Genomic DNA, 22,592 nt, shown 5'->3' with positions numbered 1-22,592 from the left:
GGCGTTCCCACGGTTCCGGTTCGCTCGGCGGTGCGCGCCATCCTGGGCGTGGGCGAGGGCACACTGACTGAGTGATCACCTCTTCATCCGCCGCGGACGACGCTTCTCGCCCTTCCCCTGTCTGGGTGGAGTCGATGGGCGGCCCCCTGGTCGTCGTCCCCGTTTCCGCACTGGCGTCCTGGGGCGGGTGCATGGAGAGTGGCCTCATGGCGGGAGATGCCACCGCGCCGGACGACTACGACCGGGCCTGCGCGGTGGACGATCTGGCTGGTGTGATCCCCGTCGACGGGAATGGAGCGCAGGCACTGGTGCTGGCGGACGAGCCGGCGACCAGCTGCTACCTGCCCCGGCACCGAACGTTTCTGCGGTGGCTCGCCGCCGAGAGCGAGGCCGGACTGGGCGCCGCGGCGGATGCCGTCCTCGCGGACCCCGCCACGGAGTGGGGGGAGTGCGGCACCTGGGTCTCGGACGGTCCGGCGGTGCTCATGGACTCCGCCGAATCTGGTTGCGACTTGGGCATCGAGCATCCCGGCGGCGGGGTGCCCGCCCAGGCATCGGTCCCGCTGCCCGCCGGCCGCTGGAGAGTCCGTGCCACGCAGACCTGGGCGGACGGGGAGAACCGGGTCGGTCTGGTCCAGCTCCTGCCCGCCGGATGAGGGGTATTCGGGCAAGGGCGGGGTCCTATGCGTAGGCCCTTACCAGGAGGGTTCCTGCCTCCTGGTCCCCAGGGGGAGGGACGGTCTCGGCTCCGGAGTTCGAGTACCCGGAGGAAGCCAGGAGCACCGACCATTCTTCTGGGGTGTAGTCCCACCTGGTCACCGCCCTGGCCTCTCTCAGGGTGCCGACCGGCTCCGTGCCTTTTGTCGGGGGCTTGTGCGAGAAGGTCAGCACCCCGCCAGGAGAAAGCCGCTTCCGGATGAGAGGGAGGAACTGTTCGGGGTCCGTGAACCAGACAGGCCCGAAGATGGACAGGACCACATCGAAGAGGGTGTCTGTGCGGCTCAGGTACTCGGCCACCTCTGCCGTGTGGAAGGTGAGACCGGGAAGGCCGCCCCATCGGGCTACGGCCTTCTTGTGCTGACTGGGTGCGATGTCCACTCCGGTGCAGATGGCCCCCAGGGTGGACAGGTGGGCCAGGTTGCAGCCCGTACCGCAGCCCAGCTCCAGAACGGTCCGGCCCTGGAGGTCCCCGAGGATCGATTCATCAGGGCCGTGGTCGGCGTACTGCGTCCAGTTCAACCACGTACGGGCACCGGAAGCGTTGGTCTCCCTCCGTGGTGTCCGGCCCTGGGCGTACCGCTCCCAGGCTTCAGCAACCTCCATGCCGTTCCCTTCACAGGGGGACGCTACCCCCGTCTCCGAGGGGAGCCGTCCCGGTCACGTGCTGTGCTGCTACTTCCCGCTGTTGGGGCTGTCCGTGCACCCGGCGTGGCACTGGGAGCAGTCGGCCGCGTCCTTCATGGTCCACAGCTCCGGGTCGATCCCGAAGCCGGAAGCCTTGATGGCCCTGACCGTGTCCCGCAGCGCGGGCGGCTGCTGCGTTCCCTGGCCGGGCAGGTGTGGAACGTGGTGGATGTAGCGTCCCGCGGGCCGGTCGTCACGACAGTACGAACGGCATGGGTGAGCCGTCCATGCACGAAGGCGACTATGCGCGTGTTTGCATAAACAGCAGTCCGGGGCGGCCGGTCGGGGCGGCTGAAGAGGCATCCCTGTGTGAAGGAACTGAACTTACCGAACCCACCGAAGCCATCCGTGCCGGCCAGGACGCCCGCGGCCGTACGGATTACGGCCGCCAGGACACCCGGTGCTCCGCGAGCCGGGCCAGGACCGCGTGGTTGGCCTCCCAGCCGTCCGGGAACTTGACCGTGACGCCGAGCTGGACCGGCTCGGTCGAGGGGTGCTCGTCCAGCAGGTCCGCGACGCCCGCGCGGCAGACCACGACGCAGGCGTGGCGGTGGCGGGAGGCCAGGACGCAGAGGCGGCCCGTCTCCAGGTGGAAGGCCGTCGCGTCCGGGCGGCCGGACAGCGGGTGCAGCACCACCGTCACGTCGAACTCGCGGCCCTGGAGCCGGTTGGCCGTGTCCACCGCGACGCCGCTCACCCCCAGCTCCGCCAGGGCCGCCCGCACCGCCGCCGCCTGGTCGCGGTGGGCGGTGCCGACGGCGATCCGGTCCGCCGTCACCGGCACCGGGTCCGGCGAGCGCTCGCTCCTCGCCAGCCCGCCCCGGTCCAGGAGCCGGCGGACCACCAGGGCCACCGCCCGGACCGCCTCCGGATCCGTACGCGGGGTGTGCCGGGCCGGCAGCTCCAGCAGGCCCCAGCCCGACTCCGCCGCCTCGTCCAGCACCCGGTCCGGGGCCGAGCCGTCCGACGCCGCGGCGAACGACAGCCGCCGGTCGCCGTGGTCCGTCCCGCTGCGGAACGGGGTGTACGGGTAGAACGCGTCCGACACCAGCGGTGCCGCCGAGGCGGGCAGCCGCCAGGACACCGGCAGCCGGTGCTGCGGCAGCCGGGGGTTGTGCGCCAGCAGCGTGGAGACCGCGCTCGCCGACGGGTCGTACGACAGCCCCGCCCACTGGTCCGCGCCCACGATCGAGAACGGGTCCAGCTGCCCCGGGTCGCCGACGAACAGCGCCCGCTCGAAGAGCCCCGCGACGGCCAGCAACGCGTCCGACCGCATCTGGTACGCCTCGTCGACGATCGCGTGGCCCCACGGCTCGACGTTCTTCACATGGGCCCACTTGGCGGCCGTGGAGATCACCACGTCGAGCCCGGCGAGATCGGCCGCCTTCGCCGACTTCCGTACGTTGTCCAGCCCGTCCAGCACCTTGTCGTACGGGTCGGAGTCGCTGCTGTGCAGCCGGCCCACCGGCAGCTCCGGCTCCTTCTCCGCCAGCCGCACCACCAGGTCGTCCACCTGGGCGTTGGTCTGCGCGACCACCATCAGCTGCCGCCCGGCCGCCGCCAGCTCCAGCGCGGCCCGCACCACCAGCGTCGACTTGCCCGCGCCCGGCGGGGAGTCCACCACGATGCCGCGCTCCGTACCGCCCAGGGTGTCGGCGAGGATCGCCTCCGTCGCCCGCGCGGCCCGGGTCCCCGGATCGAGAACGTCCGTCACAGCAGGTCCTCCGTGGTCACCGGGTCGGGAAGCTCGGTCCGCCCGGGGGCGCCCGGCGGGCCGCCGTGCGTCCAGGGCGTGTCCTCCGGGTCGGGCAGCTTCGGGCCGCCGCGCTGCTCGTGCTCGAAGAGCGTCCAGGCGATCCGGTCGCCCGGCCCCGGCACCGAACCGGGGGCCGGCTCCTTGCCCCGGCCCATCCGGTCCAGCACCCTCAGCACCAGGCCGCCCTCGTCGTCGTACGCCACGAACTCCGCGGTCTGCGCCCGGCCGTCCAGCGAGCGGTACACCCGGGTGCGCTCACCCAGATGCGGCTGCTCGTCCGTACGGACCGTGAGCAGCGGCCGCGGGGCGGGGCGCTTGGACTCGCTGTACGCCATCACCACCTCCGTCACCTCCGCCACGAACGCCTCACCGGCCAGCCGCCGCCCGGCCAGCACCAGCGGATCGTCCAGCGCCTCCTGGGCCTCCAGCTGGGCCTGCGCCGTCTCCCGCGCGGCCAGCTTCTGCGCCGCCGTCACCGCGTCGTCCCGGCGGGGCTGCGGCGGCTCGCCCGAGCGCACCCGGTCCCGGTGCCCCGTGAACGACCAACGGTCCCGCGTCCACCGTTCCTCGGCCCGGGGCCCCTCGGGCAGCTCCCGCAGCACGTCCAGCGCCCGCCACACCGCGTCCCAGGTCGGCCGCGTCACGTCGGCGAGCAGGGCCCGGATCTCCCGCTCGGCGGTGGTCAGCCCGCCCAGCCGGGCATCGGCCGCCAGGCCGTCCTCGGCCGCGGCGAGCGACGTACGCGCCCGGTCGTACCGCTCGATCGCGGGCGCCAGCCGCCGGTTGTCGAACGCCGGGTCCGTGGCCGGACCGGCCGGCGGGCACAGCAGCTGCCCCTCGCCGTCCCGGCCCAGCTCCGCCCGGTACGCCGCCGCCGCGCCCGACTCGCCCGCCGGCGGGTCGATCCAGGCCAGCAGCGCGCCCAGGTGCTGGTCCTCCAGGCTGCTCTGCCCGGTCGCCCAGTGCCGGTTCAGCAGATCCGTCGCGGCCAGCAGCAGCGAGGAGCCGGGCACCCGGGCCCGCTCCCCGTAGTGCGTCAGCCAGCGGCCCAGCAACGGCACCCGGGCGGGCGCCGGGTACGGGGCGTCCGGATCGTCCTCCGCGGTGCGCCGGAACCGCATCGAACGGCCCAGCAGCCGGACGTACTCGATGCCCGCCCGGCTCGGCACGATCAGCTGCGGCGCGTCCACGCACAGCTCGACCTCGACCTTGGCCCGCTTCCCCGTCCCCGGATCGGTCTCGTTCCGCTCGGCGGGCTCGACCACGTCCTCGTACGAGCCGATGTGCGGCAGCACCGCCTCGGCCAGCTCGGCGAGGAAGGCGAACCGCAGATCCCGGTCGCGCGGCTGCGCCACCGTGAGCAGCCGGGGCGCCTCCCGGTCCGTGCCGACGAGCGCGCCCAGCGGGGCGCCCGCCTCGCCCGCCGTGGTCAGCGGGACCAGGACCAGCGGCCGGTCGGTGAGATGGCGGTGGCGGACCGTGGCCAGCGGCCGCGCCCGGCCGCTCTCCACCGCCTCCAGCCGGGCCAGGGTGCCGATCAGCGACATGCCGCACCGCCCGCCAGCGCCTCGGCCCGCAACGCCGACGCCCGCCGCAGCGCGGCGACCGTCGGGTCCGCCGGATCGCCCTCCTCGCCGGAGGCGGCCGCCAGCACCTCGCCCACCGTGGTCAGCCCGCCCAGCTCCCCGCGCACGCTCCGCCCCAGCGCCTCCACCGCACCGGCCGCCCGCGCCTTCGCCCGGCAGTGGAAGGCCAGCTCACAGGCGGCCAGGCACTCCGGGGCGTACGCCGCGCCGACCGACTCCACCGCCGCGTCCAACCGCTCCCGGGAGCACGCCGGATCGAAGGTGGTGCCCTCGGGCAGGGCCGCCGCGATGTCCTCGATCCGGGCCAGCCGGCCCAGCTGGCGGCGGGTGACCGCGCGCTGCTTGCGCACGTCCACCACCGAGGCGGTCGGCAGGTTGGAGAAGTCCTTCGGGCAGACCAGCAGCACCCTGTGGTCCACCCCGGCGCCCTCGATCCGCTCCGCGACCCGCTCCAGCGCCAGCACGTAGACGGCGGACTGCCGGGCCGCCGCACCGACCTTCGCCGCGTCGGCCGAGCCGTCGATCATCGGGAACGACTTGATCTCGACGACCGTCCAGGTACCGTCCGGGCGCACCGCCACCGCGTCCGGCTCCAGATAGGCGGGGGAGCCCGCCACCTCCAGCGCCAGCATCGGATGGTCCAGCAGCGCCCAGCCGCCCGCCTCCGTCGCCTCCCGCAGCGCAAGCGCCGTACGCGCCGCGCGGCCCTCGGGGCCCGCCGCCGACAGATCCGGCACCGCGATCTCGCGCGGCGGCTCGCCGCCGGGGCCGAGCCGCTCGTGCAGCAGCCGGATCAGCTCCGCGCCGCCGTCGGCCTTGACCTTGGCCTCGAAGGCGTTGCCCCGGACGAGGGCGAACTGCGACTGGCCGAACGGTGCGGGTGAGCCGAGTGCCGTCGCCAGCGCGGCCTTGTCGACCCCGGCCCCGTCCAGCAGGGCGCGGCGGCGGCAGCCGGGGTTGGCGGCGAGGGCGGCCAGTGCGCGGGCGTCCAGCGGACGCGGCGGGACGGCCGGTCCGCGCAGCTCAGCGAGTTGCCGCCGGAGCGCCGTCGCCGGCCGCTCCTGTCCCCGCCGGGGTGGTGGAACCGGGCCGGGAGGTGCCGCCGGTCGCGGCGACGACGGCGTCTGCGGAGGTGGTTCGCTGGCCAGGGATGCGCTCACCCGCCGAAGTCTCGCACCCGGCACTGACATTCGCGGATTCCGCACCGGCGGCCGGGGCCACCGTCTTCGGCGCGAGCCCCGGGAACCGTACGGAGAACCGCTCCGCGATCCGGTCCGCGAGCCGCATCAGCGGCCGGGCCAGCAGCGCCCCGACCCCCATCACGGCGGCGCCCGCCACCGCGTCGAGGAAGTAGTGGTTGGCCGTGCCCATCACCACGAGCACGGTGATCACGGGGTAGGCGACGCCCGCGGCCCGGACGTAGGGGTTCCGGCTGTGGCGCCAGAGCAGGATGCCGCACCAGATCGCCCAGCCGACGTGCAGACTCGGCATCGCCGCGTACTGGTTGGTCATGCCGCCCATGCCGCGCGGGGCGCTGGCCTCGTTGCCCCACCAGCCGTACGAGCTGTACTGGGCCATGGTGTCGACGAAGCCGTGCCGGGCCTCCAGCAGCCGGGGCGGGCAGGTCGGCAGCAGCGTGAAGCCGATCAGGCCGAGCATCGTGGAGGTCATCAGCCAGGCGCGGGCCCTGCGGTAGATCTCCTGGCGGCGGCGGAAGAGCCAGACCAGTACGACCGGCGTGACGAGGTAGTGCAGGGACGCGTACGCGAAGTCGGCGGGTATGCCTATGGAGGGGTGGGCGGTGAACAGCCGGTTCAGCGGATGCTCGAAGTTGATACGGAACGTCTGCTCCAGCCGCAGGATCGCCAGCCCGTGGTCGACGGCGGTCGACACGTCGCCGCGCGCCACCAGACGGCCCGCCGAGTAGGCTCCGTACACCAGGGCCAGCAGCGGCAGCTCGGTCCACCAACGGGGCCGCGGGCGCGGCGCGGGCGCGGTGCTGGCATCCTGCATCCGGTAGCTCTCCATCATGATTTCATGCGACCGACGACGGGCGTTCAACCGTACGGTGCGGTGCGTCAGCGGTTCCCCCGGGGTCCGTATGGGCCCGGTGCGTGCGGATTCCTCCGCGCAGTGGGACGTCGCACCGGCCCGTGAGGTTGCCTCCCGATCATGTGCGGGATGATGGTACGACCGGATGATCCGTGTCGTCCCGGTTCCGGGCCACCGGCCTTCCGGTCCGGCCGGTCCAGCGGGTCCGGACCCGGACCTCGGCACGGTCGTTACGGACCTCGACACAGACCTCATCAGCACAGACTTCGGCACAGTCAGCACAGGGAGAGCCGTCATGGCACCGCGTATCCTGCTCGCCCGGCACGGCCAGACGGAATGGTCCGTCAACGGCAACCACACCGGCAGGACGGACATCCCGCTGCTCGACTCCGGCCGGGCGGGCGCGAAGCTCCTCGGTGAGAGGCTGCGGCGGGCGCCGTGGAACGGGCTGCCGGACGTGGAGGTGCGCACCAGCCCGCTGGTGCGGGCCAGCGAGACCTGCGAGATCGCCGGCTTCGGCGACCGGGCCGAGCCGTGGGACGCGCTCCTGGAGTGGGACTACGGCGCCTACGAGGGGATGACCCCGGCCGAGATCAAGGCGATCCGGCCGGACTGGTTCATCTGGCGCGACGGGGTGCCGGACGGGGAGACCACGGCCGAGCTCTCCGCCCGCGCCGACGAGATCGTGGCGTGGGCCCGCTCGGCCGACCGCGACGTACTGGTCTTCGCCCACGGCCACATCCTGCGGGCCCTGGGCGCGCGCTGGCTCGGCGAGGACCTGTCGTTCGGGGCGCGCGTCCGGCTCGACCCGACCTCGCTCTCCGTACTGGGCTGGGCCTACGGCGCCCCCGCGATCCACCGCTGGAACGACACCGGACACCTGGAGAGCTGAGCGCCACCCGCGAGGCGGCCCCGGCCGCGAAGGGCCCCGGGCCGCCTTCCGGGAATCCGGGCGGACGACGCTCCCCCTGGAACACGTCCTACGCCGGGGCCACCGCCTCGTACCGGTCCAGGAACTCCCGCACCTCGGCCGTGGCCCGCTGCGGCCGGAGCGCCTCCACCGCCGCCGCGAGCATCCCCCGGATCCGGGTGGACCGGACGTTCTCCAGCAGGTCGAGCACCTGGTGGCCGGTGGCCGCCGCCTCCTCGGCCCGGCCCGCGCGGGCCAGGTCCCAGGCCAGTTCGGTGCGGTACAGGGCCAGGTTCCGGGTGAAGTGCGGGTCCTGGAGCCGGGTGGCGCGCCGGGCGTGCCGGGCCGCCCGCGACCAGTCGCCCAGCGTCGACCAGCACTGCGCCTCCAGCATCTCCAGCTCCGCCTCCCGGAAGAAGCTCATCCACTCCGGGTCGGAGTCGCCCGGCCCCCGGCTGAAGGCGGTCAGCGCCCGGCCGATGGCCCGCTCGCACCCGGTACGGTCACCGAGCCCGGCCCGGCCGCCCGCCTCCCGCAGCGCCAGCAGCGCCTGGAGCCGGTGCGAGCCGAGCGGCTGCGCCACCCGCTGCCCGGCCTCCGCCGCGCGCACCGCCTCGCGGTGCCGCCCGGTGTCCCGGGCCAGGAAGGACGTGTTGCAGAACGCGTGCGCCTCCAGCGCCGGATCACCGGAGACCCGCGCCGTGGCCAGCGCCTCCGCGTAGTGCGAGCGGGCGTCCTCCCACCGTCCCGAGTCGTGGGCCAGCCAGCCCACCGAGATGGCCAGCTCGCCCGCTCCGGCGTGCAGCCGGTCGGCGGTGGAGCGCCGGGCGGTGGGCCCGGAGTCCAGCAGCGCGTACGCCATCCGCAGCGGGCGGGAGGCCTTGCGGTACAGGCCGTCGCCGCCGTGCCGGTCGTCGAGCAGCCGGATGTGCCGCACCGCCTTCTCGACGGCGCTCACCTCTCTCTCGCCGACTCGGCGGGGGTGGGGGAGCGAGGCCTCGGCGGCGGACGCGCCGCCGAGACCCAGACCCAGGGATGCGGCCAAGGTGGTGCCGCTCGTCATGAACACGCGACGCAGCACGTCGCTCTCCTCGTCGGGGTTGCTGTGGGGAGTGGGGGGTGGTGGGGAGGGGGCGGTGGACCGCGCCGCCCGGCCGCGCACGGATTCGCGCGGTGAGAAGCCCAGGTCCACCAGGGTCGTGCCGGGGAACATGTGCAGGAAGACCCGTTCGTACGCGTAGTTGGGGCAGCGGATCTCGCCGGACTCCACGCGTCCGATGTACCGGGCGTCGCACGCGACCTGCTCGCCGATCTCACGAGCCGATCTGCGTACGGCGGCAGCGAACTCCCCGGCGGAGCGCTGTCCGCGCAGCCGCCGGAAGGCGAGGTTGGGCACTGCCCCTGACGACACCATGCGCGGGACCTCTCTTCTGCAGCACCTCTGCAGCCGGGCCCAAAGCGTCCGGTGTCCCGGCGGATGACCCGACGGAGCTAAAACGTACCGGCAGTTGTGGATCTCCACACACGACGTTTCTTGACAAAGAGGGCATTACGGGCGGGATCCGCCATGAACTGCCACCCTTTGCGGCGGCGTGCCACCGTAGCCCTTGACGTGGTCGGCGCGTTGGTCCATGTGACCACGGAATCCGGCTCCGCCCGGCGATGAGAGGAGAGGTCCCTTGTTGCGTCTCGGCACGGAGATCGAACCACCGACCACTGCGACGACCCCGGCCGCCGCCGACCCCCCGGCGTCCGCCGCGCTCCCCGAGGAGTACGGCGCCACACCGGAGGAGTACGGCGCGGTCCCCTGCGATCTGGTGACCGTACCGGCCCGGCAGGGGCTGGAGGCCGTGGACATCCTGCGCCGCGAGGCCGAGCAGCGGGTCGGCCCCGTCCTGCACGACGGCGCCTGCGACACCCTCGGGTTCCTGGTGCCGCCGGGCACCGCCGACGCGTGGGACGTACCCGGCAGCGCCTGCACCCGGACCGCCGGACGGGGGCTGCGGATCCCCGCCGAGCCGCCCGTCATCGGCAGCGGCTGGCTGCTGCCCGAGGCCGACGCCCCGGTCACCGACCCGGCGGATCTGCGGGTCGCGCTCGACCGGGCGGCCCGGCTCATCGAGGCCGCCGACAGCTGTCGCTGACCGCCCGCCCCGCCCATGCGCCCATAATTGAGCGGGTGGGCGGGTCCTTCCGCCACGGCCGGTCCCGTACCGGCCCGGAACCAAGAGCAGTGAGCGGGCACGAGCAGCGGTGGCACGTCGAGGTACGTCGTCGGACGGGGGCGCGGGCGCCCGCAAGAGGTCCGACCGGAAGGCCGGGAAGGCCGGCGGCGCGGCCGGGGGCCGGGGAGGGCGCGGGACGGAGCCCGTCGCCGAACCGGTGGACGGCGGTCTCGCCGAGCTCGTACCCGACCGGGAGCGGCCCCGGGCCTGGACGCTGACGCTGGACGGGGCCCCGCAGTCCCATGTGGACCTCGACGACCCGACGTTCCTGTCCTTCGAGTACCAGCGCAGGATCGGCCATGCCGTCGACCTCCTCGCCCCGCCCGGACAGCCGCTGCACGTCGTCCACCTGGGCGGCGGGGCCTTCACGCTCGCCCGCTACATCGCCGCGACCCGGCCCCGCTCCACCCAGCAGATCGTCGAGGTGGACGCCGCCCTCGTCCAACTGGTGCGCCGGGAACTCCCGCTGGACCCGCAGGCCAGGATCCGGGTCCGGGCGACCGACGCCCGCGCCGGCCTCGGGAAGATCCAGGACGGCTGGGCGGACCTGGTCATCGCCGACGTCTTCAGCGGGGCCCGCACCCCCGCCCATCTCACCAGCACCGAATTCCTCGCCGAGGTCCGCCGCGTCCTGAAGACCGGCGGGAGCTACGTCGCCAACCTCGCCGACGGGCCCCCGCTGGCCCATCTGCGCGGCCAGATCGCCACCGCCGCCACGGTCTTCCCGGAGCTCGCGCTCGCAGCCGACCCGGCCGTGTGGCGCGGCAAGCGCTTCGGCAACGCGGTGCTGCTCGCCTCCGACCTGCCGCCGAGGCTCGCGGAGCTGACCCGCAGGGTGGCCACCGACCCGCACCCCGGCCGCGTCGAACACGGGCGGGCCCTGGCCGACTTCACCGGCGGCGCCGCACCGGTCCACGACGCGGACGCCCGTCCTTCCCCGGCCCCGCCGCCCACCGCCTTCGGCTGAGCGCGGAGCGATGCGGTCCGTCGGCGACGGGCATGTCCTTGGCGATGTGGAGGTGGACGTCGGGGCCGCCTTGCCGCCCATGCTGTGGCCGCCGACTCCGCACCGGCTTCGAAGCCTCGAACGGGGAAGGCGGGCGATCCGCTCCCGTCCGCCCCGCCGCGCCGTGCCCCGTTCACCTTCCGGCGGGCGGACCCTTCGGGCGGCCCGGTCGGCGTCCGCTCCGGCCCGTACGCGCCCCGCCGCGGCGCCCGCTCCGTACGGCCCCCCGGTCACCCGCTCCGGCCTGCGCGTTCCCGCTGAGGGGCCGAAGTCGTCCGGCCCGTATACGGAGCGCGGCAAGACCCGGGCGGGACACGGTCCCATGACTTACCGGACACGCTCGGGCAACGGAAGCGTCTTCAACTCTTGACACCCACCCCTTCAAGGCAGGAACCTTCCGACATCGACGCGTGGGAGCGCTCCCACGTCGGACGGGTCCCCCACCGCCCGCTCCCGTTCCCGCCGCCGGCCGTGCCGCGCGACCGGAACACCGAGCCCCACCCCGGCACGTCCCACCCGGAACAAGGAGTAGTGGAATGCGCATCACCCGCACCGTCGCCGGTCCGAGCCGCAGAGCCGCGGTTCTGGCCACCACGGGCCTGACGGTCTCGGCCCTGCTGCTGACGGGCTGCAGCAGCGACTCGGACACGTCGGGCAGCAAGGGGCCCGACAAGGACGGGAACGTCACGCTGACGATCGCCGACTTCGGACAGTTCGGCTACAAGGAGGCCGGGCTCTTCGCCAAGTACCACGAACTCCACCCGAACGTCACGATCAAGGAAGACGTCACCGCCGACGAGAAGGTCTACTACCCCAAGCTGCTCCAGCAGCTGAACTCGGGCAGCGGGCTCGCCGACATCCAGGGCATCGAGGTCGGCCGGATCAAGGAGATCGTCGACACCAAGGCGGACTCCTTCGCCGACCTGAGCAAGGTCATCGACGTCGACGAGTGGGTCTCGTGGAAGGCGAAGCAGGCCACCGCCGCCAACGGCGCGGTGATCGGCGCGGGGACCGACATCGGTCCGATGTCGCTCTGCTACAACACCGACCTGTTCAAGAAGGCCGGGCTGCCGACCGACCGCGAGGAGGTCGCCAAGCGGATCGCGGGCGGCTGGGAGGACTACCTCAAGCTCGGCGAGGAGTACAAGAAGAAGGCCCCCGCGGGCACGTACTTCATGGACTCCGCGAGCGCCATGTTCAACGCCGTGGTCAGCTCCAACGCCGAGCAGTACTACGACAAGAGCGGCAAGCCGGTCTACAAGGAGAGCCCCAGCGTCCAGCAGGGCTGGAAGCTCGCCTCCGAGGTCGCCGCGAAGAAGCTCTCCCAGGGGCTCGCCCAGTTCGACACCAACACCTGGGTCCCCGCCCTGCGCAAGGGCACCGTCGCCACGGTGACCTGCCCCGCGTGGATGGCCGGACAGATCTCGGTCAACGCCGGTGAGGGCAACAAGGGCAAGTGGGACATCACCACCGCGCCCGGCGCCACCGCCGCCAACTGGGGCGGCTCCTTCCTCGCCGTGCCCAAGTCCGGCAAGAACGTCGAGGAGGCCGGCAAGCTCGTGAAGTGGCTGACCGCCCCCGAGCAGCAGGCCGCCGTCTTCAAGGCGATCGGGGTCTTCCCGTCCAACAAGGGCGCCTACGAACTGCCCGACGTGAAGAACGCGAAGCTCCCGTACTTCAACGACGCCCCGATCGGGCAGATCTACGCCGACGAGGCCAAGACCATCCCCGAGGCGGTGCTCGGCCCGAAGGACGCCACCATCAAGGACACCATCTCCACCCAGATCACCAACATGGAGCAGCGGGGCACCGACCCCGACAAGGCGTGGAAGGCCGCGACCGACGCGATCGACAAGGCGATCGGCTGACCGCCACCGGTGCGGGCGCCGCCCCTTCCGGGCGCGCCCGCACCGGCCCGTGCCGCCTCACCCCTCACCCCGCAGCCCGTCCGCCGGTACGCACCCGCATCCCAGGGAAGGACTCCCGCCCGTGGCCCCCTCGACTCCCACCCGGGACGCACACGTCCCGCCACCCGGCGGATCTCCGCACGCCCCGGCCGCCGCCGCCCGGCGGCCCTGGCGGAGCCGGCTGTGGCGCTTCGACGACAAGGCATCGCCGTACGCCTACATCGCCCCGTTCTTCCTGGTCTTCGGCGCGTTCGGGCTCTACCCGCTGATCTACACCGGGTGGATAGCCCTGCACCGGGTGGAGATGACCGGGCTCGACCAGATGGAGTGGGTCGGCTGGGGGAACTTCGACACGATCCTGCACGACTCCGAGTTCTGGACGGCCGTCGCCAACACCTTCCTGATCGGCGTCATGTCGACGGTCCCGCAGCTGCTGGTCGCGCTGGGCCTGGCCCATCTGCTCAACTACCGGCTCCGCGCGAGCACCTTCTGGCGGACCGTCGTCCTCACCCCGTACGCCACCTCGGTGGCCTCCGCCGCGCTCGTCTTCGCCCTGGTCTTCCGGGCCGACGGCGGCCTGCTCAACTGGGTGCTGCACTTCGTCGGCCTCGGCGACACCAACTGGGCCAACGGGCACTGGACTTCGAAGATCGCTATCTCCGTCATCGTGATCTGGCGCTGGACCGGCTACAACGCCCTGATCTACCTGGCCGCCATGCAGGCCGTACCGACCGATCTGTACGAGGCGGCCTCGCTGGACGGCGCCTCGCGCTGGCAGCAGTTCCGCAAGGTGACCATCCCCTCGCTGCGGCCCACGATCCTCTTCACGATCGTCATCTCCACCATCGGCTCCATGCAGCTCTTCGGAGAACCGCTGCTGCTGGAGGGCGGCCGCCTCGGCGCCATCGGCGGCAACGAGAATCAGTACGAGACGCTCAGCGTCTACCTCTACAACTACGGCTGGAACCTCGGGCACCTCGGCCCGGCCGCCGCCGTCGCCTGGGCGATGCTCGCCCTGCTGCTGATCATCGCCGCGGCCAACTGGCTCGTCGGCCGCTTCGTACGCACATCCGCGGTCTGACCGGGAGCGACTCTCATGACCACGACCAGCCCCACGAAGGCCCCGGACCCCACCGCCGGGGCCGCCGCCCCGGCCGCCCCGGCCGCCCGCCGGGAGGCCCGGCGCCCGATCCGCTTCCGGCCCGGCGCGGGACAGCAGCTGAAGGGCGGCCCGTTCGCGTACATCGCCCTGGCCGTCGTCGGCATCGGCTCGCTGCTGCCGCTCTACTGGACGCTGGTGGCCGCGTCCCACACCCAGGACGAAGTCCTCGCCACCACCCCGCCGTTCCTGCCCGGCGGGCGGCTCCTGCACAACCTCGACGCGGCCTGGAACGACGCCAACCTCGGCAAGGCCATCGTCAACAGCGTCATCGTCTCCAGCTGCATCACCGCCGCGACGCTCTTCTTCTGCACCCTGGCCGGCTACGCCTTCGCCAAGATGCGCTTCCGGGGCCGGGGCGCGCTGATGACCGGCGTCATCGCCACGCTCACCATCCCGCCGCAGCTCAGCGTCGTACCGCTGTTCATGATGATGTCCGACATCGGCTGGGGCGGCCGGCTGGAGTCGGTGATCTTCCCGACCCTGGTCAGCGCCTTCGGGGTGTTCTTCATGCGGCAGTACCTGAGCGAGGCGCTGCCCTACGAACTCGTCGAGGCCGCCAAGATCGACGGCGCGAACAACTTCCGCATCGTGCTCAGCGTCGTACTGCCGGTCGCCCGCCCCGCGATGATGGTGCTCGGCATGCTCACCTTCGTACAGGCGTGGAACGACTTCTTCTGGCCCTACCTCGCGCTCAACCAGCAGAACCCCACGCTCCAGGTGGCCCTCGGCCAGCTGAGCGCCTCCTACACCCCCGATCAGAGCATCGTCATGGCCGGTGCCCTGATCAGCACGCTGCCGCTGCTCGTGGTGTTCGTGATCTTCGGCAAGCGGATCGTCGGCGGCATCATGTCCGGCGCCGTCAAGGGCTGACACCGGGTCCGTCCCGGCCCAACCCCCGCCCCGGCCACCCCGCCGTCAGGGGGCGGCCGGGCCTCTCCCCGGCCCACCCCTCCGCCTGCCCGTCCTGCCCCCCATTCCCTCCGCACACCCTGGGAGCGCTCCCGTATGACTGCCGTACGACCCGAAACCGCCCCGAAGTCCGCCACCGCCCCGAAGCCCGAAACCGCTCCGCGGCCCGGAACCGACCCGGCAGCGCAGTTCCCGCCCGGCTTCGTCTGGGGTGCGGCCACCGCCGCGTACCAGATCGAGGGTGCCGCCGCCGAGGACGGCCGCACCCCCTCCATCTGGGACACCTTCAGCCGCACCCCGGGCAAGGTCCGCAACGGCGACACCGGGGACATCGCCGCCGACCACTACCACCGCTACCGCGACGACGTGGCCCTGATGAAGCGGCTCGGCCTCACCGCCTACCGCTTCTCGATCTCCTGGCCCCGGGTGCAGCCCACCGGCCGCGGCCCGGCCGTCGAACGCGGCCTCGACTTCTACCGCCGGCTCGTCGACGAGCTCCTCGAAGCGGGCATCGCCCCCGTCGCCACCCTCTACCACTGGGACCTGCCCCAGGACCTGGAGGACGCGGGCGGCTGGCCCCAGCGGATCACCGCCGACCGCTTCGCCGACTACGCCGACATCATGGGCCGCGCGCTCGGCGACCGCGTCACCACCTGGACCACCCTCAACGAGCCCTGGTGCTCGGCCTTCCTCGGATACGGCTCCGGCGTGCACGCCCCGGGCCGTACCGAGCCCGCCGCCGCCCTGAGCGCCGCCCACCACCTCAACCTCGCCCACGGCCGGGCGACCGGGATCCTGCGCGACCACCTCCCCGCTGCCGCGCAGATCTCGGTCACCCTCAACCTCCACCACGTCCGCCCGCTGACCGGCAGCGCGGACGACGCGGACGCCGCCCGCCGGATCGACGCGGTCGGCAACCGGATCTTCACCGGCCCGATGCTGCGCGGCGCGTACCCGGAGGACCTGCTCGCCGACACCGGCCACCTGGTCGACTGGCCGGAGCTGATCCGGGACGGCGACCTGGCCGCCATCTCCACCCCGGTCGACATCCTGGGCGTCAACTACTACACCCCCACCGTGGTCTCCACCCCCGCCGACGGCGCCGGCGACTCCCGCGACGACGGGCACGGCAACAGCGACCACTCCCCGTGGCCCGGCTCCGAGCATGTCGCCTTCCACCTCGCAGAGGGCCGCGAGCGCACCGCGATGAACTGGGCGATCGACCCGGACGGCCTGCACGACCTGCTGCTCGACGTGGCCCGCGAGAACCCCGGACTGCCGCTGATGGTCACCGAGAACGGCGCCGCCTTCGACGACTACATCGCACCCGAGGGCCACGTCGCCGACCCCGAACGCATCGCCTACCTCCACGGCCACCTCGACGCCATCCGCCGCGCGGTCGCCGACGGCGCCGACGTCCGCGGCTACTTCCTCTGGTCCCTGATGGACAACTTCGAGTGGGCGTACGGCTACTCCAAGCGCTTCGGCACGGTGTACGTCGACTACTCCACCCAGCGCCGCATCCCCAAGGCGAGCGCCCACTGGTACACCGACGTCATCCGCCGCAACGCCCTCCCGCCCACAACCCCCTGACCCCACCCCCTCGCCTCCAGGAGACCCGGCCACCCCGGTCCGGGTCTCCGCCACTCTCCCGCGCCTAGAATTGGGAGCGCTCCCAGAAAGGCGGTGCGAAGCTGCCGCCCGACCCGTACGGGTGCTGCGGGGCCCGATGCCCGGACTTTGGTCCGGGCGTCCGGCTATGAGAAATTGACCGCGAACGGGAGGCAGCCATGGCGGCAGCGCGAGTACGGAGCGGTGGCCGGCCCACGCTCGAAGAGGTCGCGGCACGGGCGGGGGTGGGGCGAGGCACGGCCTCGCGCGTCATCAACGGCTCGCCCCGGGTCAGCGCACGGACCCGCGAGGCGGTGGAGGCGGCCGTCGCCGAACTGGGCTACGTACCCAACCGCGCGGCCCGCGCCCTCGCCGGGAACCGCACGGACGCCATCGCCCTGGTGGTGCCCGAGCCGGAGACCCGCTTCTTCGCCGAGCCGTTCTTCTCCGACATCGTCCGAGGGGTCGGCGCGGCCCTCGCCGACACCGACATGCAGTTGCTGCTCACCCTCGTCGGCAACGACCGCGAGCGCCGCCGCCTGGTCCAGTACCTGACCGCGCACCGCGTGGACGGTGTGCTGCTGGTGTCCGTACACGCCGACGACCCCCTTCCCGACCTGCTGGAACAGCTCGGCATGCCGGCCGTGATGAGCGGCCGCAGATCGGCCTCGGAGAAGCTCGCCTCCGTCGACTCCGACAACTTCGCGGGCGCCCGCGCCGCCGTGGACCACCTGCACGCCCGCGGCCGCCGCGCCATCGCCACGATCACCGGCCCCCTGGACGTGTACGGCGCCCGCCGCCGCCTCGACGGCTACCGGGACGCGATCACGGGCACCGGCCTCGCCCCCGACGAGCAGCTGATCGCCCCCGCCGACTTCACCGAGGAGGGCGGCGCCCACGCCATGCGCGAACTCCTCGCCCGCCGCCCCGACGTCGACGCGGTCTTCGCCGCCTCCGACGTCATGGCCGCAGGCGCCCGCCAGGTCCTCCGCGAATCCGGCCGCCGCGTCCCGGACGACGTGGCCCTCATCGGCTTCGACGACTCGGCAGTGGCCCGCCACATGGACCCACCCCTCACCAGCGTCCGCCAGCCGATCGAGGAAATGGGCCGCACCATGGCACGGGTCCTCCTCGAAGAAATCGACCGCGACCCCCAGCAACGCCCCCAGATCATCCTCCCCACCGAACTGATGATCCGCGACTCGTCCTGACCCCCCCGCACACACGCGGACCAGATGCTCAACCTCCACCAGCCCGGAACGTGGGAGGGCCGCCCCGCATGCGCGGGGACCAGCCTCCGCGACCTGTGGCGATGGGTGCGGAGGGTCAGGTTTCGAGCAATCTTGCCGATGCCGACGACCCTCTCAGCATGGCAGCCTCCCAGGGAGGCGAAGCCGAAGTAGCGGCAGCCCAGCGCGTGGTTGCCGAAGCGCGGTAATCCGCGACAGCGACGGGACCGCCCCTCCCCGTGCCATGGCGCAGGAAGGGGCGGGGGCGTTCCGCGGGCGTGATCGAGGCGCACGGGAACAGGAGTTGCCGGGTCGGGCGGCGAGGTGGCGGGGGCGGGCGGTGCCGACCTCGGTCACTACTCGACGGGGTTGCCCATGACTCGCATGAAGGCGTCCGGCTCCTTGTCGTATCCGCGGATCCCGGGGTTGAAGTTCCACCGCCCGGAGTCCTCGCGTACGAACTCGCCGACCGTCGCCGCCGTCGCGTCCAGGACGCCGCCGAAGTCGTCCTCGGCCAGGACCGTGTAGCCCTCGCGCAGGCGCAGGCCGCGGTCGAGTACGCCGTCGAACGTCCTGCGGCGGGCCTTCTGGTGGATGACGACGCCGACGACCACGCGCCCGTACCGGGCGTCGAGGCGGTCGAGTTCCAGCGTCATGACCTCGTCCCAGCCGAAACCCTTGCCGTCCTTGCTGTCCCGGTTGAGGTAGATGGTGCCGTCGGGGGAGCGGCTGTCCCAATGCACTATGTACGAGGGGTCTCCGTGCGGGGCAGCCGTCAGGTAGGTCGCAGCGACGATGTCCAGGTGGCTGGCAGGCTCACCGGCGGGGCTCGGTTGCCATTTCAGCGACACCTCTATCTTGCGAACGTCCTTTCTGGTGCCGTTCACCAACCCTCCTCCTCTTCCGTGCGGTCATGCGCCAACATCGCTTGCAGCCAAGGTCTTTCATTCATCATGGCACGTCAGAAGGGTTCCTACACCAGCGCGTTCCGGTGGACAGTGAGCGACCCCGAGCCCGCGGTCGGGGCGATACCGAGGGGCGATACCGAGGGGCGAAACAGAGGGTGATGAAACGGAGCTGAGCTGTCCCCGCGCCGATTGCGGCAGACCGACGATTCCGTGGGCGGGACCATTCGCACATACGGGGCCGCAGTTGGTTCAGGGGGCGTCGGGGGCGTCGGTGGTCAGTCCGAAGCCTTCCGGGAACTCTTCCAGGAATTCGCGGCGATCGGGGTCGGTCTCGGCGGCCGCCATCTGCCCGATCAGCGCGGTCAGCTCTTCCCGTTGGTCGTCCGGCAGCGCGCCGATCGCGTGGGCGACGCCCTCCAGCACTTTGACCGCGTCGTCCGGATCCATCTGCTCGTCCTCGCTGCCATCGATGAACCACAGGACATCGACCAAAGCCTCGGCCATGGAGTGGGCCAGCGACGAGTGCGGGGGCGGGCATGGAGGCGTCATGACGACCTTTCTTCAAACCGGGGCGGGGAAGAAGCCCAGGGAGGCGATCCCGTGCTCGAAGAGTGCGACGAGGGCGACGGACGGGGCAGGAGCCTATGCGGTTGGGCCACCGGCTAATGTCTGGGGATTGTCGCCGATGCGAGTGGAGCGGGCCGCGACGGAAGATGGGGAGCTCCCGGTGGCGAAGCTGATAGACCACCTCGAAGGCCGACTCGGCCGTATGGGCGGAGCCTGGCCGGCCCGTGACGGGGCTCATGGGGGCTGCCCCCAAGTGGCGTGGTTCCAGGGCGGGCGGCTCCCTCGGGTTCAGGCATTCGCCACGATCGGGCTGTTCCGGACGCCGCTGCGTGCCGGGACGTCGGAGCGCCACCACCACCTGGAACTTCTGGCATGCGACTACGCGGGGGAGGACGGCCGTGAGGCCGGCCCGTTGCCGAGCGTGGTGGAATTCGTGGCCGAGCGCATGGTGCAGGCGGAACACGCCGTGCTGCGCGGGGACGTGATCCCTCTGCCGACCCCGCTTCCGGGCGGCAAGACGGCCCTCTACGCCGCCCTGCCGGTCTGTTTCGACGACGACTTCCGTTCCGTGACGATCGAGAACGGCAGCGACGTAGCGATCGTCTGGCTGATCCCCATCACCACGGCCGAGGCCGACTTCGTTCATGAGAAGGGCTGGCAGGCGTTTGAGCAGGAGCTCGTCGCCCAGGATCCTGACCTGATCGACCTCGACCGGGCAGGTATCGCTCTCTGAGCACTCCTCCTCATGGGCCGGCCGCCGCTACGAAAGCCGAAAGAAGCCGGAGCCCGAAGCCCCTCAAGCCCGAAGCGAGGAGGTCCCTAAGCCCGGAGGCCCGCCGGCACTGGATGCCGGGCGCCGCCCCGCTCGTGGTGGACCCTGCGGACGGTCGCTCCGAGGCCCCGCGGTGACCGTGACGTGCGTCACCCGCTTTCACGGTCGAGGAGAAACGCGAAGGGCCCCGGTCCGAAGACCGGGGCCCTTCCCTCAGGGTGAGTAACGGGACTCGAACCCGCGACATCCTGGACCACAACCAGGTGCTCTACCAGCTGAGCTATACCCACCGTGTCCGGTCTTTCCGACCGGCCGAGAAAAAGTGTACAGGGTCCGAGAGGGTGCTCGCTCCCAAGTTGTTCGGCCGCTGGTTCATGTCCTCGAAATGCTCGCGGAAAGGCCATGACCAGCGGCTTCGCGGAGGGCTACGACACGGGTCCGCGACACGGGCCCACCGCACGGGCCCACGGCGCGGACGCCACGGAACTGCGGCTCGCGGGGCGCTACGACGCGGGGCGCGAGACGTGGGCCGCGACGGCCTTCGCGCGCTCCGAGTCCGGGCCCGGCTGCGGTACGAAGACCGCCTCGCGGTAGTAGCGCAGCTCCGTGATGGAGTCGCGGATGTCCGCGAGCGCCCGGTGGTTGCCGTTCTTCTCCGGACTGTTGAAGTACGCCCTCGGGTACCAGCGCCGGGCCAGCTCCTTGATCGAGGAGACGTCGACGATCCGGTAGTGGAGGTAGCCCTCCAGGGCGGACATGTCCCGGGCCAGGAATCCGCGGTCGGTGGAGACCGAGTTCCCGCAGAGCGGAGCCTTGCCGGGCTCCTTCACGTGCTCGCGGACATAGTTCAGCACCTGGGCCTCGGCGTCGGCCAGGGTGGTGCCCCCGGCCAGCTCGTCGAGGAGGCCCGAGGCGGTATGCATCTGCCGTACCACCTCGGGCATCGTCTCCAGGGCCGCGTCCGGCGGGCGGATCACGATGTCCACCCCTTCGCCGAGCACGTTCAGCTCCGAGTCGGTGACCAGTGCGGCCACCTCGATGAGTGCGTCGTCCGTCAGCGAGAGCCCGGTCATCTCGCAGTCGATCCACACCATGCGATCGTTCATGGCCCCACCCTACGGGGCGCTGCGCTGCCCCGGCAGGGTCGGGCGTCCGGTCGTGTACGCGTCGGGTCCGGGCTTCCCCGGCTCGGGCGGTGGCGGCGTGATCACCTGCGGGCCCGCGGCCCGCCGGAGCATCGCGCCGCCCTGGATGGGCACCACCGTCTCCGGCACCGGGGGCACCGGATCCCCGCCCTGCGGGCGACGGGCCCGGTAGGCGGCCCGGTACGCCGCGGGGGAGGAGCCCAGCTGGCGCCGGAAATGCCCGCGCAGCGCGACCGGCGAGCGGAAGCCGCAGCGGCCCGCCACCTCGTCGACCGAGTACTCGGACGTCTCCAGCAGCCGCTGCGCCTGCAGCACCCGCTGGGTGATCAGCCACTGGAGCGGTGCGCTGCCGGTGAGCGAACGGAACCTCCGGTCGAAGGTCCGCCTGCTCATGTAGGCGCGTGCCGCCAGCGTCTCCACGTCGAACTGCTCGTGCAGATGCTCCAGGGCCCAGGCCACGACCTCGGCGAGCGGGTCGGAGCCGATCTCTTCAGGTAAAGACCTGTCGAGGTAGCGCTCCTGACCGCCACTGCGCCGGGGCGGCACGACGAGCCGGCGGGCCAGTGCCCCGGCGGCCTCCGTGCCGTGGTCCGTACGGACGATGTGCAGACAGAGGTCGATACCGGCCGCCGTTCCGGCGGAGGTGAGCACGTCGCCGTCGTCGACGAAGAGCTCGCGCGGGTCGACATGCACCGACGGATAGCGCTTGGCCAGCGTCGGTGCGTACATCCAGTGGGTGGTCGCGGGGCGGCCGTCGAGCAGGCCCGCGGCGGCGAGCACGAACGCGCCCGTGCACAGCCCGACGATGCGGGCGCCTTCCTCATGGGCGCGGCGGAGCGCGTCCAGTGCCTCTGCGGGCGGCGGCGAAGTGATCGAGCGCCAGGCCGGCACCACGACGGTGCCTGCCCTGCTGATCGCCTCCAGCCCGTACGGCGCGGTCAGTTCGAGCCCGCCGGTGGTACGAAGCGGTCCTTCTTCGCCACCGCACACGAGCAGGCGGTAGCGCGGAACTCCCGCGTCCTGACGGTCGATTCCGAACACGGAGAGCGGGATCGAACTCTCGAAGATGGGGCCGCCGCTGAACAGCAGCACGGCGACGACTTCACGTCGCCGACGGCCGCTGAGCTTCCGTACAGCCTCCGTTGCGGTGGCGGAGTCCTGGCTCATGACGCTAAGCCCCCCTCGGTGTTCGCGTCTCCCTGGTCCTTACGGGCCTGTCGCTGCTGCACTTTTCCCCTCGGTCCTGCGCGGGTCCCTCAGACTTCGAAACCCAAGATCGAATCTACTGCGTCCCGTGGTGCCGAGGTGACAAGTTCGCCCACCGGCGTTATGTCGACAAGGTCACTTGGCGGGAAGCGTTCGATCACGAAGCGTTGCATCTGGAGGACGCAGAGGGAAGTGCGCTGCGCATTGATGGCCCGTCCCCGTTGGGCAGAAGCGTAC

General features: G+C 72.3%; 19 protein-coding genes and 1 tRNA gene. 10 read left to right on the top strand and 10 right to left on the bottom strand.

Annotation, left to right across the window (positions count from 1 at the left end; translation table 11 throughout):
• Window positions 1-134 precede the first annotated feature (134 nt).
• Entirely contained in the window at window positions 135-656 is a 522-nt protein-coding gene (locus ACIQGQ_RS06725; protein WP_402391997.1) for an Imm21 family immunity protein, read from the top strand.
• A 25-nt stretch (window positions 657-681) separates the two neighbouring features.
• Here the strand turns inward: ACIQGQ_RS06725 and ACIQGQ_RS06720 are convergent, their stop codons facing one another.
• The 4 genes from ACIQGQ_RS06720 to ACIQGQ_RS06705 form a co-directional block, all read right to left on the bottom strand.
• Window positions 682-1,323: a class I SAM-dependent methyltransferase gene (locus tag ACIQGQ_RS06720; RefSeq protein ID WP_402391533.1), complete on the bottom strand. Its 642-nt coding sequence runs from the start codon at window positions 1,321-1,323 to the stop codon at window positions 682-684.
• A 460-nt stretch (window positions 1,324-1,783) separates the two neighbouring features.
• On the bottom strand, window positions 1,784-3,118 hold the full coding sequence (locus ACIQGQ_RS06715) for an AAA domain-containing protein (RefSeq protein WP_402391530.1): 1,335 nt from the start codon (window positions 3,116-3,118) through the stop codon (window positions 1,784-1,786).
• Window positions 3,115-4,707, bottom strand: coding sequence for a hypothetical protein (locus ACIQGQ_RS06710; RefSeq protein ID WP_402391527.1), 1,593 nt, complete (start codon window positions 4,705-4,707; stop codon window positions 3,115-3,117). Before ACIQGQ_RS06710 ends, ACIQGQ_RS06715 begins: the two co-directional genes overlap by 4 nt.
• Before the next feature lie 1,062 nt (window positions 4,708-5,769).
• The gene (locus ACIQGQ_RS06705) at window positions 5,770-6,774 is read right to left on the bottom strand and encodes a phosphatase PAP2 family protein (protein ID WP_402391995.1); all 1,005 of its coding nucleotides are present in this window, start codon (window positions 6,772-6,774) and stop codon (window positions 5,770-5,772) included.
• Between the two features lie 319 nt (window positions 6,775-7,093).
• On the opposite strand from ACIQGQ_RS06705, the gene ACIQGQ_RS06700 reads away from it, so the two are divergent.
• Window positions 7,094-7,690 (top strand): histidine phosphatase family protein, encoded by a 597-nt coding sequence (locus tag ACIQGQ_RS06700; protein WP_366296962.1) that lies wholly within the window; start codon window positions 7,094-7,096, stop codon window positions 7,688-7,690.
• Window positions 7,691-7,778: 88 nt separating this feature from the next.
• Here the strand turns inward: ACIQGQ_RS06700 and ACIQGQ_RS06695 are convergent, their stop codons facing one another.
• The gene (locus ACIQGQ_RS06695) at window positions 7,779-9,122 is read right to left on the bottom strand and encodes a tetratricopeptide repeat protein (protein WP_402391524.1); all 1,344 of its coding nucleotides are present in this window, start codon (window positions 9,120-9,122) and stop codon (window positions 7,779-7,781) included.
• Window positions 9,123-9,390: 268 nt separating this feature from the next.
• On the opposite strand from ACIQGQ_RS06695, the gene ACIQGQ_RS06690 reads away from it, so the two are divergent.
• The 7 genes from ACIQGQ_RS06690 (at window position 9,391) to ACIQGQ_RS06660 (ending at window position 17,739) form a co-directional block, all read left to right on the top strand.
• Window positions 9,391-9,852 carry a hypothetical protein gene (locus ACIQGQ_RS06690; protein WP_402391521.1) on the top strand — a complete coding sequence of 154 codons (462 nt, stop codon included), beginning with the start codon at window positions 9,391-9,393 and terminating at the stop codon, window positions 9,850-9,852.
• A gap of 109 nt (window positions 9,853-9,961) precedes the next feature.
• Window positions 9,962-10,900, top strand: a complete 939-nt coding sequence (locus ACIQGQ_RS06685) for a spermidine synthase (RefSeq protein WP_402391518.1) — start codon at window positions 9,962-9,964, stop codon at window positions 10,898-10,900.
• A gap of 575 nt (window positions 10,901-11,475) precedes the next feature.
• On the top strand, window positions 11,476-12,807 hold the full coding sequence (locus tag ACIQGQ_RS06680; protein ID WP_402391515.1) for an extracellular solute-binding protein: 1,332 nt from the start codon (window positions 11,476-11,478) through the stop codon (window positions 12,805-12,807).
• 121 nt (window positions 12,808-12,928) lie between these two features.
• Window positions 12,929-13,927: a sugar ABC transporter permease gene (locus ACIQGQ_RS06675; RefSeq protein WP_366296957.1), complete on the top strand. Its 999-nt coding sequence runs from the start codon at window positions 12,929-12,931 to the stop codon at window positions 13,925-13,927.
• Between the two features lie 15 nt (window positions 13,928-13,942).
• Window positions 13,943-14,878, top strand: coding sequence for a carbohydrate ABC transporter permease (locus tag ACIQGQ_RS06670; protein ID WP_402391512.1), 936 nt, complete (start codon window positions 13,943-13,945; stop codon window positions 14,876-14,878).
• 135 nt (window positions 14,879-15,013) lie between these two features.
• Complete coding sequence (locus ACIQGQ_RS06665; RefSeq protein WP_402391509.1) at window positions 15,014-16,510, top strand: GH1 family beta-glucosidase; 1,497 nt, start codon at window positions 15,014-15,016, stop codon at window positions 16,508-16,510.
• Window positions 16,511-16,707: 197 nt separating this feature from the next.
• The gene (locus ACIQGQ_RS06660) at window positions 16,708-17,739 is read left to right on the top strand and encodes a LacI family DNA-binding transcriptional regulator (RefSeq protein ID WP_402391506.1); all 1,032 of its coding nucleotides are present in this window, start codon (window positions 16,708-16,710) and stop codon (window positions 17,737-17,739) included.
• Between the two features lie 374 nt (window positions 17,740-18,113).
• Here the strand turns inward: ACIQGQ_RS06660 and ACIQGQ_RS06655 are convergent, their stop codons facing one another.
• Entirely contained in the window at window positions 18,114-18,644 is a 531-nt protein-coding gene (locus tag ACIQGQ_RS06655; RefSeq protein WP_402391503.1) for a TerD family protein, read from the bottom strand.
• Between the two features lie 270 nt (window positions 18,645-18,914).
• The gene (locus tag ACIQGQ_RS06650) at window positions 18,915-19,169 is read right to left on the bottom strand and encodes a hypothetical protein (protein ID WP_402391500.1); all 255 of its coding nucleotides are present in this window, start codon (window positions 19,167-19,169) and stop codon (window positions 18,915-18,917) included.
• A gap of 223 nt (window positions 19,170-19,392) precedes the next feature.
• On the opposite strand from ACIQGQ_RS06650, the gene ACIQGQ_RS06645 reads away from it, so the two are divergent.
• A complete protein-coding gene (locus ACIQGQ_RS06645) occupies window positions 19,393-19,965 on the top strand; it encodes a suppressor of fused domain protein (protein ID WP_402391497.1) in 573 nt (190 codons plus the stop codon).
• 256 nt (window positions 19,966-20,221) lie between these two features.
• Here ACIQGQ_RS06645 and ACIQGQ_RS06640 read toward each other — a convergent pair.
• From ACIQGQ_RS06640 to ACIQGQ_RS06630, 3 genes are all read right to left on the bottom strand, one after another.
• Window positions 20,222-20,294: transfer RNA gene (locus ACIQGQ_RS06640), tRNA-His, on the bottom strand.
• 213 nt (window positions 20,295-20,507) lie between these two features.
• Window positions 20,508-21,110, bottom strand: a complete 603-nt coding sequence (gene orn / locus ACIQGQ_RS06635) for an oligoribonuclease (protein ID WP_366296951.1) — start codon at window positions 21,108-21,110, stop codon at window positions 20,508-20,510.
• A 9-nt stretch (window positions 21,111-21,119) separates the two neighbouring features.
• The gene (locus ACIQGQ_RS06630; protein ID WP_366296950.1) at window positions 21,120-22,316 is read right to left on the bottom strand and encodes a helix-turn-helix domain-containing protein; all 1,197 of its coding nucleotides are present in this window, start codon (window positions 22,314-22,316) and stop codon (window positions 21,120-21,122) included.
• Window positions 22,317-22,592 lie beyond the last annotated feature (276 nt).

Source organism: Streptomyces sp. NPDC092952, assembly GCF_044754785.1.
Taxonomy (GTDB): Bacteria; Actinomycetota; Actinomycetes; order Streptomycetales; family Streptomycetaceae; genus Streptomyces.
The sequence above is the reverse complement of the archived record's forward strand: the minus strand, read 5'-3'. Positions and strand labels throughout refer to the sequence as shown.

Excerpts from the sequence above, each read along its gene's own strand:
- ACIQGQ_RS06725 (WP_402391997.1), top strand. The coding sequence starts at position 135 with ATGGGCGGCCCCCTGGTCGTCGTCCCCGTTTCCGCACTGGCGTCCTGG.
- ACIQGQ_RS06710 (WP_402391527.1), bottom strand. The coding sequence starts at position 4,707 with ATGTCGCTGATCGGCACCCTGGCCCGGCTGGAGGCGGTGGAGAGCGGC.
- ACIQGQ_RS06665 (WP_402391509.1), top strand. The coding sequence starts at position 15,014 with ATGACTGCCGTACGACCCGAAACCGCCCCGAAGTCCGCCACCGCCCCG.
- ACIQGQ_RS06670 (WP_402391512.1), top strand. The coding sequence starts at position 13,943 with ATGACCACGACCAGCCCCACGAAGGCCCCGGACCCCACCGCCGGGGCC.
- ACIQGQ_RS06720 (WP_402391533.1), bottom strand. The coding sequence starts at position 1,323 with ATGGAGGTTGCTGAAGCCTGGGAGCGGTACGCCCAGGGCCGGACACCA.
- ACIQGQ_RS06705 (WP_402391995.1), bottom strand. The coding sequence starts at position 6,774 with ATGGAGAGCTACCGGATGCAGGATGCCAGCACCGCGCCCGCGCCGCGC.
- ACIQGQ_RS06680 (WP_402391515.1), top strand. The coding sequence starts at position 11,476 with ATGCGCATCACCCGCACCGTCGCCGGTCCGAGCCGCAGAGCCGCGGTT.
- ACIQGQ_RS06650 (WP_402391500.1), bottom strand. The coding sequence starts at position 19,169 with ATGGCCGAGGCTTTGGTCGATGTCCTGTGGTTCATCGATGGCAGCGAG.
- ACIQGQ_RS06695 (WP_402391524.1), bottom strand. The coding sequence starts at position 9,122 with ATGGTGTCGTCAGGGGCAGTGCCCAACCTCGCCTTCCGGCGGCTGCGC.
- ACIQGQ_RS06660 (WP_402391506.1), top strand. The coding sequence starts at position 16,708 with ATGGCGGCAGCGCGAGTACGGAGCGGTGGCCGGCCCACGCTCGAAGAG.
- ACIQGQ_RS06700 (WP_366296962.1), top strand. The coding sequence starts at position 7,094 with ATGGCACCGCGTATCCTGCTCGCCCGGCACGGCCAGACGGAATGGTCC.
- ACIQGQ_RS06630 (WP_366296950.1), bottom strand. The coding sequence starts at position 22,316 with ATGAGCCAGGACTCCGCCACCGCAACGGAGGCTGTACGGAAGCTCAGC.
- orn (WP_366296951.1), bottom strand. The coding sequence starts at position 21,110 with ATGAACGATCGCATGGTGTGGATCGACTGCGAGATGACCGGGCTCTCG.